General features: G+C 68.6%; 15 protein-coding genes and 1 tRNA gene. 15 read left to right on the forward strand and 1 reads right to left on the reverse strand.

Annotated features, from left to right (window positions below; genetic code table 11):
- Window positions 1–20 precede the first annotated feature (20 nt).
- From BM145_RS01485 to BM145_RS01520, 8 genes are all read left to right on the forward strand, one after another.
- On the forward strand, window positions 21–770 hold the full coding sequence (locus tag BM145_RS01485) for a phosphatidate cytidylyltransferase (RefSeq protein ID WP_093330828.1): 750 nt from the start codon (window positions 21–23) through the stop codon (window positions 768–770).
- Window positions 767–1936 (forward strand): 1-deoxy-D-xylulose-5-phosphate reductoisomerase, encoded by a 1170-nt coding sequence (gene dxr, locus BM145_RS01490; protein ID WP_093330361.1) that lies wholly within the window; start codon window positions 767–769, stop codon window positions 1934–1936. The genes BM145_RS01485 and dxr overlap by 4 nt, the downstream gene beginning before the upstream one ends.
- A complete protein-coding gene (locus tag BM145_RS01495) occupies window positions 1933–3066 on the forward strand; it encodes a M50 family metallopeptidase (protein WP_093330364.1) in 1134 nt (377 codons plus the stop codon). Before dxr ends, BM145_RS01495 begins: the two co-directional genes overlap by 4 nt.
- Before the next feature lie 113 nt (window positions 3067–3179).
- Window positions 3180–5834 (forward strand): outer membrane protein assembly factor BamA, encoded by a 2655-nt coding sequence (bamA, locus tag BM145_RS01500; protein ID WP_093330830.1) that lies wholly within the window; start codon window positions 3180–3182, stop codon window positions 5832–5834.
- Window positions 5834–6505, forward strand: a complete 672-nt coding sequence (locus BM145_RS01505; protein ID WP_093330367.1) for an OmpH family outer membrane protein — start codon at window positions 5834–5836, stop codon at window positions 6503–6505. The genes bamA and BM145_RS01505 overlap by 1 nt, the downstream gene beginning before the upstream one ends.
- Before the next feature lie 18 nt (window positions 6506–6523).
- Window positions 6524–6976, forward strand: coding sequence for a 3-hydroxyacyl-ACP dehydratase FabZ (gene fabZ / locus BM145_RS01510; protein ID WP_093330370.1), 453 nt, complete (start codon window positions 6524–6526; stop codon window positions 6974–6976).
- Window positions 6977–7070: 94 nt separating this feature from the next.
- On the forward strand, window positions 7071–7301 hold the full coding sequence (gene rpmE / locus BM145_RS01515) for a 50S ribosomal protein L31 (protein WP_093330373.1): 231 nt from the start codon (window positions 7071–7073) through the stop codon (window positions 7299–7301).
- Between the two features lie 44 nt (window positions 7302–7345).
- A complete protein-coding gene (locus tag BM145_RS01520; protein ID WP_093330375.1) occupies window positions 7346–7657 on the forward strand; it encodes a PilZ domain-containing protein in 312 nt (103 codons plus the stop codon).
- Window positions 7658–7662: 5 nt separating this feature from the next.
- On the opposite strand, the gene BM145_RS01525 is transcribed toward BM145_RS01520, so the two are convergent.
- A tRNA-Ser gene (locus BM145_RS01525) sits at window positions 7663–7752 on the reverse strand.
- A gap of 92 nt (window positions 7753–7844) precedes the next feature.
- On the opposite strand from BM145_RS01525, the gene BM145_RS01530 reads away from it, so the two are divergent.
- The 7 genes from BM145_RS01530 to BM145_RS01560 all read left to right on the forward strand — a co-directional run bounded on the left by BM145_RS01530 (window position 7845) and on the right by BM145_RS01560 (window position 14916).
- Window positions 7845–8897 carry a lytic murein transglycosylase gene (locus tag BM145_RS01530; protein WP_093330378.1) on the forward strand — a complete coding sequence of 351 codons (1053 nt, stop codon included), beginning with the start codon at window positions 7845–7847 and terminating at the stop codon, window positions 8895–8897.
- Window positions 8898–8980: 83 nt separating this feature from the next.
- The gene (locus BM145_RS01535) at window positions 8981–10150 is read left to right on the forward strand and encodes a D-alanyl-D-alanine carboxypeptidase family protein (protein WP_093330380.1); all 1170 of its coding nucleotides are present in this window, start codon (window positions 8981–8983) and stop codon (window positions 10148–10150) included.
- 109 nt (window positions 10151–10259) lie between these two features.
- Window positions 10260–11234, forward strand: coding sequence for an AAA family ATPase (locus BM145_RS01540; protein ID WP_093330382.1), 975 nt, complete (start codon window positions 10260–10262; stop codon window positions 11232–11234).
- 10 nt (window positions 11235–11244) lie between these two features.
- On the forward strand, window positions 11245–12795 hold the full coding sequence (gene metG / locus BM145_RS01545; RefSeq protein ID WP_093330385.1) for a methionine--tRNA ligase: 1551 nt from the start codon (window positions 11245–11247) through the stop codon (window positions 12793–12795).
- Window positions 12795–13583 carry a TatD family hydrolase gene (locus BM145_RS01550; protein ID WP_093330387.1) on the forward strand — a complete coding sequence of 263 codons (789 nt, stop codon included), beginning with the start codon at window positions 12795–12797 and terminating at the stop codon, window positions 13581–13583. Before metG ends, BM145_RS01550 begins: the two co-directional genes overlap by 1 nt.
- The gene (locus BM145_RS01555; RefSeq protein WP_093330390.1) at window positions 13580–14344 is read left to right on the forward strand and encodes an MBL fold metallo-hydrolase; all 765 of its coding nucleotides are present in this window, start codon (window positions 13580–13582) and stop codon (window positions 14342–14344) included. Before BM145_RS01550 ends, BM145_RS01555 begins: the two co-directional genes overlap by 4 nt.
- Entirely contained in the window at window positions 14341–14916 is a 576-nt protein-coding gene (locus BM145_RS01560) for a retropepsin-like aspartic protease family protein (RefSeq protein WP_245738994.1), read from the forward strand. The genes BM145_RS01555 and BM145_RS01560 overlap by 4 nt, the downstream gene beginning before the upstream one ends.
- Window positions 14917–14942: the final 26 nt, after the last annotated feature.

A 14942-nucleotide genomic window follows, 5' to 3' on the forward strand; every position in this document is an offset into this window, starting at 1 on the left:
CGTCCAACCTGCGGCTGCGGATGATCGCCAGCATTGCCATGATCTCCGTCGCGATCGCCGCGCTGTTGATGGGCGACATCGTCTTCTGGCTGCTGACGGTCGTCGCCGCGCTGTTCATGATGGCGGAGTGGGCGGAGCTGTCGGGTGCCACCCCGCGCGAGAAACGGATGGGCCAGTTCGCCCTCTCGGTCCCGCTCGCGACGATGGCGCCGACTTGGCTCATCATCGAGGCGCGCCCCTTCTTCACGCTCGGCCTGATCGCCGCGGCGACCTTCTTCCTCCTCATCACCACCAACAAGCGCCAGCTCGGGCTCGGCGTCGTCTATTGCGGGGTTCCCGTCCTGGCGCTCGTCACGTTGCGGGCGCTGCCCAACGGACTGCTCCTCGCGCTCTGGGCACTGGCGCTGGTCTGGGCGACCGACATCGGCGCCTTCTTCGCCGGTCGCACGATCGGCGGCCCCAAGCTCGCCCCTGCGATCAGCCCGGCCAAGACCTGGTCGGGGCTCTTCGGCGGCATCTTGCTGGCGACCCTGCTTGCCTTCGGCCTGTACGCCAGCGACGGCCTGCCGCTTCACCTGTTCCTCGCCACGCCGTTCCTCGCCGTGCTGGCACAGGGCGGCGACCTGTTCGAGAGCGCGCTGAAGCGCCGTGCCGGCGTGAAGGACTCGGGCGGCGTCCTGCCCGGCCACGGCGGCGTGCTCGACCGGCTCGACGGCGTCGTTCCCGTGGCGCCGGTCGCGGCGCTGCTCGTCTTCCTGCCCTTCTCGTGAGAAGCGTCACGATCCTCGGCGCGACCGGATCGGTCGGCACCTCGACGCTCGACCTGGTCGAGCGCGCGCCGGACCGGTTCCGGGTGCGGGCGCTGACCGCCTATAGCGACGTCGCCAAGCTCGCCGCCGCCGCCCATCGCACCGACGCCGAGCTGGCGGTGGTCGCCGACGAGGCGTGCTTGCCGGCGCTCCGCGACGCGCTCGCGGGCACCGCCACGCGCGTCGCGGGCGGCCGCGCAGCGGTGATCGAGGCTGCCGCTTCGGGCGCCGACTGGACGATGGGGGCGATCGTCGGCTGCGCGGGGCTGGAGCCGGTGATGGCGGCGGTAGCGGGCGGCGGCACGGTGGTGCTCGCCAACAAGGAGCCGCTGGTCTCCGCCGGCGAGCTGATCCTCGCCGCCGCCGCCGCCTCGGGCGCGACGCTGCTGCCGGCGGACAGCGAGCACAACGCGATCTTCCAGTGCTTCGCGCCGGCGCAGGCGAAGGCGGTGCGCCGCATCGTCCTGACCGCGTCGGGCGGCCCGTTCCGCGACTGGTCGACCGATGCGATGCGCGCCGTCACCCCGGCGCAGGCAGTGGCGCATCCAAACTGGTCCATGGGCGCCAAAATCTCGGTCGACTCCGCGACCATGATGAACAAGGGGCTGGAGCTGATCGAGGCCGCGCGCCTGTTTCCGGTCGATCTCGAGCGGATAGAGATCGTGATCCATCCCCAATCAGTGATCCACTCGGCCGTCGAGTATCACGACGGCTCGATGCTGGCGCAGCTCGGCCCGTCGGATATGCGTGTGCCGATCGCTCACTGCCTCGCCTGGCCCGACCGGATGGAGACGCCCATGGCGCCGCTCGACCTGGTCGCGCTCGGCCGGCTCGACTTCGCCGCGCCCGATGTCGAACGTTTCCCGGCGTTGCGCCTGGCGCGCGAGGCCTTGGCGGCGGGCGGTGCGCGGCCAGCGATCCTTAACGCCGCCAACGAGATGGCGGTCGCCGCCTTCCTCGCCGGAAAGATCGGCTTCCTCGAAATCGCCGCAATCGTCGCCGATACGCTGGCGACGTTCGATCCGCCTTTTCCGGGCACCGTAGACGCGGTCGTCGCGGTCGATGCCGAAGCGCGGGCGCGCGCGAGCGACCTCATTCGGGGTCGCGTAGAGGACCCTGTCGCCTGATGGACAATCCCGGCCTTTTCCTGACCATCCTGGCCTTCATCGCGGCGATCGGCCCGCTCGTCTTCGTGCACGAGATGGGCCATTATCTCGCCGGCCGCTGGTTCGGCATCAAGGCGGAAGCCTTCTCCATCGGCTTCGGTAACGAGGTCGCGGGGTGGACGGATAGGCGTGGCACTCGCTGGAAACTCGGCTGGCTGCCGCTCGGCGGCTATGTTCGCTTTGCCGGCGACATGAACCCCGCCAGCGTGCCGACGCCCGAGTGGCTGGCGCTGCCCGCCGCGGAGCGCGCCGCGACCTTCCAGGCCAAGCCGGTGTGGCAGCGCGCGATCGTCGTCGCGGCCGGGCCGGTCGTCAACTTCGTGCTCGCCGCGCTGATCCTCGCCGGCTTCGCCTGGACCTACGGCGTCCGCACGGCGCCGCCGGTGGTGGGGCAGGTCGTCACCGGCAGCGCCGCCGCGGCGAGCGGCCTGCGCAGCGGCGACCGCGTGCTCGCGATCGGCGGCCGGGCGATGGAGGATTTCGCCGACATCGCCCAGTATGCGATGCTGCGCCCCGGCGAGCGGACGGAGGTGGCGATCGAGCGTGCCGGCCGCCCCGCGACGATCGGCCTGACCATCGGCACCGCGGTGGAGCGCGATCGGTTCGGCAACGAGTATCGCCTCGGTCGGCTCGGCATCGGCAGCCCGCCGACGGAATATCGGCCGGTGTCGCTGCCCGCGGCGCTGGTCCAGGGAACGACGCAGGTCGGCGCCATCGTACGCGGCTCGATCGACGCGCTCGGTCAGATCGTCACCGGCCGCCGCTCGGTCGACGAGCTCGGCGGGCCCCTGCGGATCGCCAAGGTGTCGGGCGAGCAGATGTCGCTCGGCTGGCCCGCGTTCATCGGCCTGATCGCGCTGGTGTCGATCAATCTGGGGTTCATCAACCTGCTGCCAGTACCGATGCTCGATGGCGGTCACCTGTTCTTCTACGCGATCGAGGCGGTGCGCCGCCGGCCGGTCACGCCGGCGGTGCAGGAATGGGCGTTCCGCGGCGGCCTCGCCGCGCTGCTCGCGCTGATGCTGTTCGTGACGTTCAACGACCTGGGTCAGTTCGGCCTGTGGCGCGGATTGGCCGGCTTGATCGGTTGACCAGTCTGGGGCAGGGCGGATTGCGCAGGGGTGCCCGTTTTCGTTGGGGTGGGTGAGTGAAGAATAACGGTTTCAACGTCGCCGGTATCGGCGCGACGCTGCTCGCGAGCACCATGCTCGCCGGCGTCCCGGCCGCGGCGCAGACCACTGCTCCCGCGCCAAACACTGCCGCGCCCGCTGCTGCGGCGCCGGCGGAGGCTCAGGCTACGCCCGCGGCTTCCGCGCCGGTGTCGTCGGGAATTATACGCACGCTGCGGGTCGAGGGTTCCCAGCGTATCGAGCCGGAGACGGTTCTTTCCTACACAAAGCTGCGCGTCGGCATCCCCTATACCGCCGCCACGCTCGACCAGGCGCTGGTCGACCTTCAGGCGTCCGAACTGTTCGCCGACTACTCGATCTCGGGTGTCGAGAGCGGCGACATCGTGCTGCGTATCCGCGAGAACCCAATCATCAACCGGGTGATCCTGGAAGGCAACAAGGCGATCAAGAGCGACAAGATCCAGAAGGAGATCAAGCTCGCTCCCCGTCAGATCTTCACGCGAACCGCGGTCCGCGCCGATGTCGCGCGGATCATCGAGCTCTATCGTCGCCAAGGCCGGTTCGCCGCGGTGGTCGATCCCAAACAGGTCAACCTCGACCAGAACCGCGTCGACGTGGTGTTCGAGATCACCGAGGGCGCCAAGTCCAAGGTCCGCCAGATCAACATCATCGGCAACGAAAAGTTCTCGGACGACCAGCTGCGCGGTGAGATGGCGACCAAACAGTCGCGCTGGTTCCGCCTGCTGTCGTCCAACACCTCCTACGACCAGGATCGGCTCAACTACGACCAGCAGAAGCTGCGCCAGTTCTACCTGACGCAAGGCTATGCCGATTTCCGCGTCACCTCCGCGGTCGCGGAGCTGACGCCGGACAAGCGCGACTTCATCATCACCTACGTCGTTGAGGAAGGACAGCGGTACAAGTTCGGCGACGTCACGGTCGACAGCGAGATCCGCGACTTCAACAACGAGGCGCTCGCCAAGTCGCTGCCGATGAAGAAGGGCGATTGGTACAACGCCAAGCTGATCGAGGATTCGATCGACAGCCTCAACCAGGCGGCCGGCCTGTTCGGCTACGCGTTCACCGACACGAATGCCGACTTCAAGCCCGATCGATCCAACCTGACGATGGGAGTCGAGTTTCGCATCGGCCAGGCGCAGCGCACCTATGTCGAGCGGATCGACATCAATGGTAACACGCAGACGCAGGACAAGGTCATCCGCCGCGAGATGCGCCTGGCCGAGGGCGACGCGTTCAACGACTTCCAGATCAAGCGCTCGCAGGACCGCATCAACAGCCTGGGCTTCTTCCAGGACAAGATGGAGCTGAAGCGTACGCAAGGCTCGGCACCCGATCGCATCATCATCGAGGCGCCGCTGGAGGAGAAGTCGACCGGTCAGCTCCAGCTGTCGGCGGGCTTCTCCAGCCTCGAGCGGTTCATCATCCAGGCGAACATCACGCAGGAGAATTTCCGCGGCAAGGGGCAGACGCTGTCGGCGGGCGTGAACTATTCGAGCTATCAGAAGTCGGTGCAGCTCGGCTTTACCGAGCCGTACCTGTTCGACAAGAACGTCGCCGTCGGCGTCGACGTGTTCCGCCGCGATCTCAACCAGTTCACGTTCGGCGCCAACAACAATCGCGAGAGCTTCTACCAGCAGATCTCCACCGGTTTCCAGGCTCGCGCCGGCGTGCCGCTGACGGAATATTGGTCGCTGTCCGGCCGCTACGGCTTGTCCTACGATGAGTTGACGGTCGGAGCACGCGGGCGCGGCGTGACCGGGCAGTGCGACCCGCTGCTCGCCGGTCAGTATCTCTGCGACCAGCTCGGCAATCGCTGGACGTCGTCGATCGGTTACTCGCTGATCTACAACAGCCTCAACAGCGGCCTGCGCCCGACCGCCGGCACCCGCTTCACCTTCAGCCAGGATTTCGCCGGGCTGGGCGGCGACGTGAAGTACCTCCGCACCTCGGTCAACGGCGCCAAGTATTTCGGGCTGGGTAAAGGCTTCATCTTCTCGGTGCTGGGCGAGGGCGGCTACATCTTCTCGTGGGAAGATCGTATCCGCGCCGGTGCGGACAGGGTCCGGATCACCGACCGCTTCTATCTCGGCGAACCCAATTTCCGCGGCTTCGATATCCGCGGTGTCGGACCTCGCGTGCGTCGCCGCTTCTATAACGACAGCGTGACGCAGCAGGCGCTGCTTCCCGTCGATCGGAACAACAACAACAGCGACGACTCGCTGGGTGGGCGCGCCTATTATCTCGGCCGGGCAGAACTGGAAATCCCGCTGGGGGCAGGCGCGCGGGAACTGGGTCTGCGGCCATCGATCTACGCGCAGGTCGGCAGCCTCTTCAGCGTCACGCGCCCGTTGTTGAACCAGAACTTCGCGCAAACCCGCGATGCGAACGGCAATCTGGTCTTCAATCCCGATGGCTCACCGAACCTGATCCGGAACTACACGACACCCACCGGCGCGACGACCACCTGTCCCACGGGTGAGCGCCTCGTTCCGACCGGCGCGTGCGTCGGCAACACCGTGAATGTCGCTCAGCCACTCTTCTTCGAGGAGTTTCTCGGCAACTCTCCTCGGCCACGCGTATCGGTCGGCGTCGGCGTCAATTGGAACTCGCCGTTCGGCCCGCTCCGCATCGATCTCGCCCGCGCCCTTATCAAACAACGTGGCGACGACGACAAACTCATCACTTTCAACGTAGGGACGCAGTTCTGATGACTCTCAAGACGATCCTCCTCGCTGCGGCTCTCGTTGCCGCGCCGACCGTTGCCCCAGGTCTCGCCTTCGCGCAGGCAGGCGGCGTCGCCATCGCCAACCCGGAAGGCGCCGTCGCCGGCTCGCGCGCCTGGGCCACTGCCCGCACGCAGATCGAGACGACGTACAAGACGCAGCTCGATCAGGCGCAGGCGCGCCGCGACGCGATCAGCCGCGAACTCCAGCCGCTGGTGACCGCCTTCAACACCGCCCGCGCGGCGCCCAATGCCAATCAGGCATCGCTCCAGACCCAGGCGCAGGCGATCCAGACCCGCGAGCAGGCCGGCCAGGCCGAGCTCCAGCGCCTGACCGCGCCCGCCTCGCGCGCGCAGGCTTACGCGATCGAGCAGATCTCGGCCAAGCTGCCGGACGCCGTCCAGGCGGTGGTGCGTGCGCGCAACATCAACCTGCTGCTCCGTCCCGACGCGGCGCTGTTCAGCCAGCCCGCCGCCGACGTGACCGCGGCGATCACCACCGAGCTCGATCGCCTGGTGCCGACCGTCAACACCACGCCGCCCGCCAACTGGCAGCCCGGCCAGCAGCAGCAGGGCGGTGCCGCCGGTGCCGCGCCGACCGCGGGTGCCCGCCCCGCCGCCACGACGCCCGCGCGTCCGTCGACCGGCGGCCGCTGACCGATGGGCGAGGGGAGCATGGGTCCGCTCGACATCGGGCGGGTCATGGCGGCGCTGCCGCATCGCTATCCCATGCTCCTCGTCGACCGTGTCGAGGAGCTGGAGAAGGACCGGTCGATCGCCGCCATCAAGGCGGTGACGATCAACGAGCAGTTCTTCCAGGGCCACTTTCCCGGTCGACCGATCATGCCCGGCGTCCTCATCGTCGAGGCGCTGGCGCAGGCCGCCGGCATCCTGGCGGTGGAGAGCCTGGGCCTCGCCGGCTCGGGCAAGCTCGTCTATTTCATGGCGATCGACGGCGCCAAGTTCAGGAAGCCGGTCGAACCGGGCGTCCTGCTTCGCCTGGAGGCCGAGTTCGTGCAGAAGCGCGCCTCCGTCTGCAAGTTCGCCGGACGCGCGACGATCGACGGGCAGCTCGTCGCCGAAGCCAACTTCACGGCGATGATCGCCGATCCGCCCAAGGCGGCGTAGGCACCCGCCTTTGACTTTCCGGGCGTCCGCCGCTAGGCGCGCGTCCTCTCATTTCCAGGCTGGTCGGAACCAGCCGTCCTCGGAGCAGATTGCCATGAAGGCCGATACCCATCCCGACTATCACACCATCAAGGTCCAGATGACCGATGGCACCGTGTACGAGACCCGCTCCACCTGGGGCAAGGAAGGCGACACGATGACGCTGGAGATCGATCCGCTGGCGCATCCGGCCTGGACCGGCGGCAAGGGTCAGCTCCTCGATCAGGGTGGTCAGGTCGCCCGCTTCAACAAGCGCTTCGGCGGCGGGCTCACGCTCCGCAAGTAATTGCGTTCACTCGGCGGAAACCATTTTCGCGTCATACCGGGCGCATGTTCGCCGCCGAGTTCGAACCCGCAGACATCGCGAGCCGACGCCGCTCCGAGCGCGCGTCGGTGTCGCTCGACGCCGAGCTCGACCGCGGCGGCATGGGCCGCACGCTCTGCAAGGTCGTGGACATCTCCCTCCACGGCGCCCGCCTTTCCAGCTACTCGGCCCTCCGCCGCGGCCAGTCGATCGAACTGACATTGCCGCAGATTGGGCAGGTCGTGGCCGACGTGATGTGGGCGGACGACTTCACCGCCGGCTGCCAGTTCCGTCAGCCGCTGTCGCAGGACCAGCTCGACCAATTGATCGTCGACTGAGCCGGTGGCGGAGAGAGTGGGATTCGAACCCACGGTGGGCGTGAACCCACGGCGGTTTTCAAGACCGCTGCCTTAAACCACTCGGCCATCTCTCCGACACGCTCCGCATAGCGCGCGCGCTCGCCCGTGCAAGCCCGACGACGGCCCGAGCTTGCCCCCGCCGCCCGCAATCGCGACAGAGGTCGGCATGAGGGGGATCATCTTCGCGCGAATGCTCGCGCTCGCCGCCGTCGGGCTGTCCATCACTGCCACGCCTGCCGCCGCGCAGGATGTGGCTCCGTCGCCGCAGGAGCTCGCCTTCCAGGCTTATCTGCAGGACGTCGGTCGTCGTGCCGTCGCCCAAGGGGTGTCGGCGGGAACGGTGGCGCGCGAGTTCGCCGGGCTGACGCTCAACAGCCGCGTGATCGATCTCGATCGCGCCCAGCCGGGCAATCCGCAGAGCAGCAGCTTCTCGCCCTTCGCGCCGTATCGCCGCGAGCATGTCGACGCGGCCCGCATCGATCGCGGGCGTGCCGTGTATCAGGCGCAGCGCGGGCGCCTCGCCGCGATCGAGCGCGAGACGGGGGTACCCCAATCGGTGATGGTGGCCATCTGGGGGCACGAGACGAACTACGGGTCGTACACCGGCAATTTCGACCTGATCCGCTCGCTCGCCAGCCTCGCCTACGAAGGGCGCCGTCGCGCGCTGTTTGAGGGCGAGCTGATCGCGGCGCTGAAGATGGTCGATCGCGGCATCACCCGGTCGCAGCTGAAGGGAAGTTGGGCCGGTGCCACCGGCAATCCGCAGTTTCTGCCGTCCATCTACTTGCGCCTGGCCCGCGACGGCGACGGGGATGGCCGCGCCGACATCTGGTCGAGCCAGGCCGACACGCTCGCCTCCATCGCCAACTATTTCACCGATGCCGGCTGGCGTCCGGGCGAGCCCTGGGGCGTGGCGGTGTCGGTGCCGGCGAGCGTCGACCGATCGTCCGTGCAGAACCGTCTCGTCAGCCCGCGCTGCCCGCGGGTGTTCCAGCGCCACAGCGGCTGGCGCACAATCGGCGAGTGGCGCGCGCTCGGCCTGGTGCCGCAGGGACGCGCCTGGCCGGCCGACGACGTGCAGGCGACGCTGATCGAACCGGACGGGGAGACGGCGACCGCCTATCTGCTCACCGGCAATTACCGCGTCATCCTGGATTACAATTGCTCCAACTTCTACGCGCTGTCGGTCGGGCTGCTCGCCGACGCGATCGAAGGATAGACGCCGAGCGCGCGTGACGCCGCCGCCGCGTGCGGCTATGCCGATGCGCAGTTCACCGCCACCGCCTGACCACGGACCTCCTCATGAAGCTTATCGCGCCCATCGCCGCTCCGCTCTCCCTCGTGGCCGCGGCGGTTCCCACGCTCGCGGCGGCGCCTCAGTTCCAGACGCCGGCACCCGTCGCCTTTCTGCAGGACCTGTCGACCGGCGCGGTGCTGTTCTCGCGCGACGCCGACCGGCGCATGCCGCCCGCGTCGATGGCCAAGATGATGACGGTCTACGTCGCCTTCGACCTCATCAAGCGCGGTGAGCTGAAGCTCAACGACATGGTGACCGTGCAGCCGGAAACCTGGCGCAAGTGGCACGGGCCGCAGGCGGGCTCGACCATGTTCCTGTCGGCGGGCGAGCAGGTCAGCGTCGCCAACCTCCTCTACGGCATCGTCACCTTGTCGGGGAACGACGCCTGCGTGGTGTTGGCCGAGCACATCTCCGGCACCGAGCAGAGCTTCGCGGAGCGGATGAACCGCGTGGCCCAGCAGATCGGCCTCAAGAACAGCCATTTCGGCAATTCGAACGGCTGGCCGGACGAGGGCGTGACCTTTGTCACCGCGCGCGACCTGGCGACGCTGGCGGAGCAGACGATCACCAACTTTCCGCAGCTCTACAAACAGTTCTACAGCCGCCGCGACTTCACCTGGGGCAAGACGATGGGGGGCAACGCCATCACCCAGGCGAACCGCGATCCGCTGCTCGGCCGCGTCGCCGGTGCCGACGGGCTGAAGACCGGCCATACCGAGGAAGCGGGTTACGGCTTCACCGGCTCGGCCGAGCAGAACGGCCGCCGGCTGGTGATGGTGATGGCGGGGCTCAACAGCTTCAACCAGCGCGCCGACGAGTCCGTCAACTTCATGAACTGGGGCTTCCGCGCGTGGCAGGCGAAGCCGGTCGCCGCCAAGGGCAAGCAGGTCGCCACCGCCGAGGTGCAGATGGGCGACGCGTCGAAAGTCGCCTTGGTCGCCGGGCAGGACCTGAAGGTCACCATTCCCGCCGGCCTCGCCCCCGAACTGGCCGCCAAGGTCGTGTACCAGGGGCCGATCAAGGCGCCGATCAAGGCGGGGCAGCACATCGCCGACCTCGTCGTCACCTCGCCCGACATGCCCGCGCAGCGCCTGCCGCTGGTGGCGGCCGCCGACGTGGGGGAGGCCGGGTTCTTCGGTCGGGCTTGGGCGGGGCTGACGTCGTTGTTCGGCTGAGCTCCATGCTTCCGTCATTCCGGACTTGATCCGGCATCCAGAGCCACGATTGCACCGCTGCTTGGCCCTGGACACAGGGACAAGCCCGGTGTGACGGATCGCTTCACGCATGACCCTTCTCGGCAACATCACTGCCCATGACGCCTTTCTCGCCGCGCTGGCGGGCGGCGCGCTCCACCATGCCTGGCTGCTGACCGGGCCGGAGGGCGTCGGCAAGGCGAGCTTCGCCCAGGCCGCCGCGCTGCGCATGCTGGCGCAAGGGGCAGGCGAGGTGCTGCCGAGCGGGCTCGGCGTGCCGGACGACAGTCGCACGCGTGCGCTGGTCGAGGCGGGGTCGCATCCCGACTACCGCCTGCTCGCCCGCTTGCCCAAGGACGCCGACAAGCCCGACGAGGATCTCGCCCGCTCGATCACCATCGCGCAGGTCCGCGCGCTCCAGCCGCTGTTCGCGACCGTGCCGTCGATGAGCAGCCGCCGAGTGGTGCTCATCGACGCGATCGACGACCTGGAGAGGAGCGGCGCCAACGCCCTGCTCAAGAATCTGGAGGAGCCGCCCGCCGGCACGATCTTCCTGCTCGTCAGCCATGCGCCGGGCAAGCTGCTGCCGACGATCCGGTCGCGCTGCCGGATCGTGCGGTTCGGCCGGCTGACCGACGAGGAGACCGCCACCGCGCTGCGCCGCGCGTCTCCCGAGGCCGACGAGCGGGAGATCGCGGCGCTGGTCGCCGCCGCCGACGGTGCCCCCGGCCGCGGCCTGCGCTTCGCCGGGCTCGACCTGGCCGAGGTCGACGCCGCCATCGCGGCCATCGCCGCCGATGGCGATCCCGACAACGCCCGCCGTGCCGCGCTCGCCAGGAAGCTGGCGGGCAAGGCCGCGCAGGCCCGCTACGAGGCGTTTCTCGACCGGGTTCCGGCCTTCGTCGCGCAGGAGGCGCGGTCGCGCGCGGGCGCGGCGCTGCGCACCGCGCTCGATGCCCATGCCGCCGCCCGCGACCTGGCGGGCGCCGCGCGCGGTCTGTCGCTCGACGCGGGCGGCACGGTGTGGGAGATGGCCGGCCTTGTCGCGAGGCTCCACGCGGCGTAGGCGCGCGGGCATGGGCGACCCCTTCTATATCTCCACCGCGATCAGTTACCCCAACGGCCGTCCGCATATCGGCCACGCGTACGAGGCGATCGCCGCCGACGCGATCGCGCGCTTCCAGCGGCAGGCCGGGCGCGACGTCTATTTTCAGACGGGCACCGACGAGCACGGGCTGAAGATGGTACAGACCGCGCGCGCGCAAGGGCGCCCGGTGGCCGAGTACGCCGCGGAGATGTCGTCGCATTTCCGGACCATGTGCGACGCCCTGTCGATCAGCTACGACCGCTTCATCCAGACCACGGCGCCCGACCACCACGCCGCCAGCGGGGCCCTGTGGGAGCGGATGGCCGCGGCGGGCGACCTGTACCTCGACCGCTACGAAGGCTGGTACTCGGTGCGCGACGAAGCCTTCTACGACGAGAAGGAACTGGTGGGGCAGGGCGACGACCGCCGTTCGCCGCAGGGCACGCCGGTGGAATGGACCGCCGAGGAGACGTGGTTCTTTCGGCTGTCGAAATATCAGCAGCCGCTGCTCGATCTCTACGCCGCCAATCCCGACTTCATCCGGCCCGAAAGCCGCCGCAACGAGGTGATGCGCTTCGTCGAGGGTGGCCTGTCAGACCTGTCGGTGTCGCGCACCAGCTTCGACTGGGGCGTGCCCGTACCCGGCAGCCCCGGCCACGTCATGTACGTGTGGGTCGACGCACTGACCAATTACCTGACCGGCACCGGCTTTCCCGATCCGCAGGCCGCGAACGCGCGCTTCTGGCCTGCCGACCTGCACCTGATCGGCAAGGACATCGTCCGTTTCCACGCGGTCTACTGGCCCGCCTTTCTGCTGTCGGCCGGCGTACCGCTGCCCAAGACGGTGTTCGGCCACGGCTTCCTGCTCAGCCGCGGCGAGAAGATGTCGAAGTCGCTCGGCAACGTGGTCGATCCCGGTGACCTCGCCCAAGCGTTCGGCGTTGACGCGCTCCGCTACTTCCTCCTTCGCGAAGTCAGTTTCGGCCAGGACGGCAGCTACTCGGCGGAGGCGATCGTGACGCGCGTCAACGCCGAACTCGCCAACGCCTTCGGCAATCTCGCGCAGCGGACCCTGTCGTTCATCGCCAAGAACCTCGGCGGCGCCTTGCCCGATCGCGGCCGGGCGGACGAGGCCGACGGCATGCTGATCGAGGAGGTCGTCGTCGCCTGCGCCGGCATGAAGCAAGGCTTCGGCGACCTGATGCTCAGCCACGGCATCGAGGCGTGGCTGCGCGGCGTCTACGCCTGCAACCAGTATATCGACGTGCAGGCGCCGTGGTCGCTGCGCAAGACCGATCCCGACCGGATGAACGCCGTGCTCGGCACGCTGGTGCGCGCCATCCGCATGCTCGCCATCGCCATCTTGCCGGTGGTGCCGCACGGGGCGGGGGCGATCCTCGACCAACTCGGCGCCGACACGCGTGACCATGCCGCCGTGGATGACGATGGCTGGTATGACCGGCAGGTTGCGGCTGGCTTCACACTCGCTACGCCGACCCCCGCTTTTCCGCGGCTGGAACTTCCGGCGGAGGCGGCGTGATGCTGGCGGACAGCCACTGCCACCTCAACTACAAGGGATTGGTCGAGGACCAGCAGGCGGTGCTCGCCCGCGCCCGCGCGCGCGGTGTCACCGCCATGCTCAACATCGCCACGCGCGAGCGCGAGTGGGACGAGGTGCTCGCCACGGCCGAAGCCGAGCCTGACGTCTGGGCGACCGTCGGCATCCACCCGCACGAGGCGGACCAGCACCCGCACGTCGATACGGCCAAGCTGGTCGAGCGCGCCGCGCACCCGCGGGTCGTCGGCATCGGCGAGTCCGGGCTCGACTACCACTACGATCACTCGGACCGCGCACGCCAGCAGGACAGTTTCCGCGCGCACATCGCCGCCTGTCGCGAGACGCAGCTGCCGCTCATCGTCCACACCCGCGACGCTGAGGAGGACACCCTCGCGATCCTGGGCGAGGAGATGGGGAAGGGGGCCTATCCCGGTGTCATCCACTGCTTCACCGCCAGCCGCGCCTTCGCCGACCGCGCGCTGGAACTGGGTTTCTTCATCTCGATCTCGGGCATCGTGACGTTCAAGAACGCGCGCGACATTCAGGATACCGCGCGCGACGTGCCAGCGGACCGGCTGCTGGTGGAGACCGACGCACCGTTCCTAGCGCCGGTGCCCCACCGCGGCAAGCCGGGCGAACCGGCTTTCGTCGCCGATACGCTCGCCTTTCTAGCGACGCTGCGCGGCGACGATCCGACGGCGCTGGCGGCACGGACGGCGGAGAACTTCCATTGCCTGTTCGCCAAGACGATGGCGGGCAAGAAGGGGTGAGGGCGCACATCCTCGGTTCGGGCACGTCGTCGGGCGTGCCCCGGATCGGCGACGACTGGGGCGCCTGCGACCCCGCCGAGCCGCGCAATCGTCGCACGCGCGCGTCGCTGCTGGTGGAGCATGAAGGCACGCGCATCCTGGTCGACACCAGCCCCGACATGCGTGAACAGCTGCTCGCCGCTCAGGTCGACCGGGTCGACGCGGTCATCTGGACGCACGATCATGCCGATCACTGCCACGGCATCGATGACCTTCGCCAGATCTTCCACGTCACCGGCACGCCGGTGCCCGGTTACGCGCGGCCCACTACGCTCGCTGCGCTGGAGACGCGGTTCGCCTACGTCTTTCAGGGGCGCGGCGGCTACCCGTCGACGGTCAGCGGCCGGCCGTTGCCCGATCGGCTTCGGATCGGCGGCATCGACGTGTTCGTGGTCGATCAGCCGCACGGGTCGATCTCGACCGTCGGCCTGCGCTTCGAGGCGGCGGGCACGAGCATCGGCTACGCCACCGACTTCAACGTGATGACCTCCGACATGCGGGCGCTCTACCGCGGGCTCGACGTGTGGATCGTCGACGCGCTCCGCCGCCAGCCGCATCCCTCGCATCCCACCGTGGACGAGGTTCTCGACTGGGCAGCCGATCTCGCGCCCGGGCGAACGGCGCTGATCCATATGGATCAGAGCATGGATTATCGATCGCTCCGTGCCTCGCTGCCGACCGGGGTCGAGCCGGGTTATGACGGGCAGGTGCTGGCGGGGTGAGCGACGACGCCGCCTCGATCCTGCTCTACGGGATCATGATCTTGCTGCCGCTGTCGGCGCTGGTCGCGCGGCGGGTGCCGCTCGGCCCGACGCTCAAGATGGCCGCGGCATGGGTCGGCATCTTTCTCGTCGGCCTGGTCCTTGTCGGCCAGCGGGACCGTTTCTCCGGCCTGCTCAGCGGCCAGCAGGTGAGCGGACGCGACGTGCGGATCGCGCAGGCGAGCGACGGGCATTTCTATGCCACCGTGACGCTCGATGGTGTCGAACGACGCCTGCTGGTCGACAGCGGCGCGACGACGACGGCCTTGTCGCTCGCCACCGCGCGCGCGATCGGCCTCGATCTCGACGAGAGTCCGTTCCCGGCGATCATCGGAACGGCCAACGGCAGCGTCCAAGCCCGTACCGCGACGGTGAAGCATGTGAAGATCGGCGGTATCGCGATGGACGATGTCGGCGTCGTCGTGTCGCCGGCGTTCGGCGACACCGACGTGCTCGGCATGAACTTTCTGTCGCGGCTGTCGTCATGGCGAGTGGAAGGACGAACGCTGGTCCTCTCACCCGAGCCATCATAGCATTTTACATAATGTATATTATCGGG

The organism is Sphingomonas rubra, from assembly GCF_900115745.1.
Classification (GTDB): Bacteria; Pseudomonadota; Alphaproteobacteria; order Sphingomonadales; family Sphingomonadaceae; genus Sphingomonas; species Sphingomonas rubra.

Coding starts and splice junctions, on each gene's coding strand:
- BM145_RS01535 (WP_093330380.1), top strand. CDS start 8,981: ATGAAGCTTATCGCGCCCATCGCCGCTCCGCTCTCCCTCGTGGCCGCG.
- BM145_RS01540 (WP_093330382.1), top strand. CDS start 10,260: ATGACCCTTCTCGGCAACATCACTGCCCATGACGCCTTTCTCGCCGCG.
- BM145_RS01485 (WP_093330828.1), top strand. CDS start 21: ATGATCGCCAGCATTGCCATGATCTCCGTCGCGATCGCCGCGCTGTTG.
- bamA (WP_093330830.1), top strand. CDS start 3,180: ATGCTCGCCGGCGTCCCGGCCGCGGCGCAGACCACTGCTCCCGCGCCA.
- BM145_RS01530 (WP_093330378.1), top strand. CDS start 7,845: ATGAGGGGGATCATCTTCGCGCGAATGCTCGCGCTCGCCGCCGTCGGG.
- metG (WP_093330385.1), top strand. CDS start 11,245: ATGGGCGACCCCTTCTATATCTCCACCGCGATCAGTTACCCCAACGGC.
- BM145_RS01550 (WP_093330387.1), top strand. CDS start 12,795: ATGCTGGCGGACAGCCACTGCCACCTCAACTACAAGGGATTGGTCGAG.
- rpmE (WP_093330373.1), top strand. CDS start 7,071: ATGAAGGCCGATACCCATCCCGACTATCACACCATCAAGGTCCAGATG.
- fabZ (WP_093330370.1), top strand. CDS start 6,524: ATGGGTCCGCTCGACATCGGGCGGGTCATGGCGGCGCTGCCGCATCGC.
- BM145_RS01520 (WP_093330375.1), top strand. CDS start 7,346: ATGTTCGCCGCCGAGTTCGAACCCGCAGACATCGCGAGCCGACGCCGC.
- BM145_RS01505 (WP_093330367.1), top strand. CDS start 5,834: ATGACTCTCAAGACGATCCTCCTCGCTGCGGCTCTCGTTGCCGCGCCG.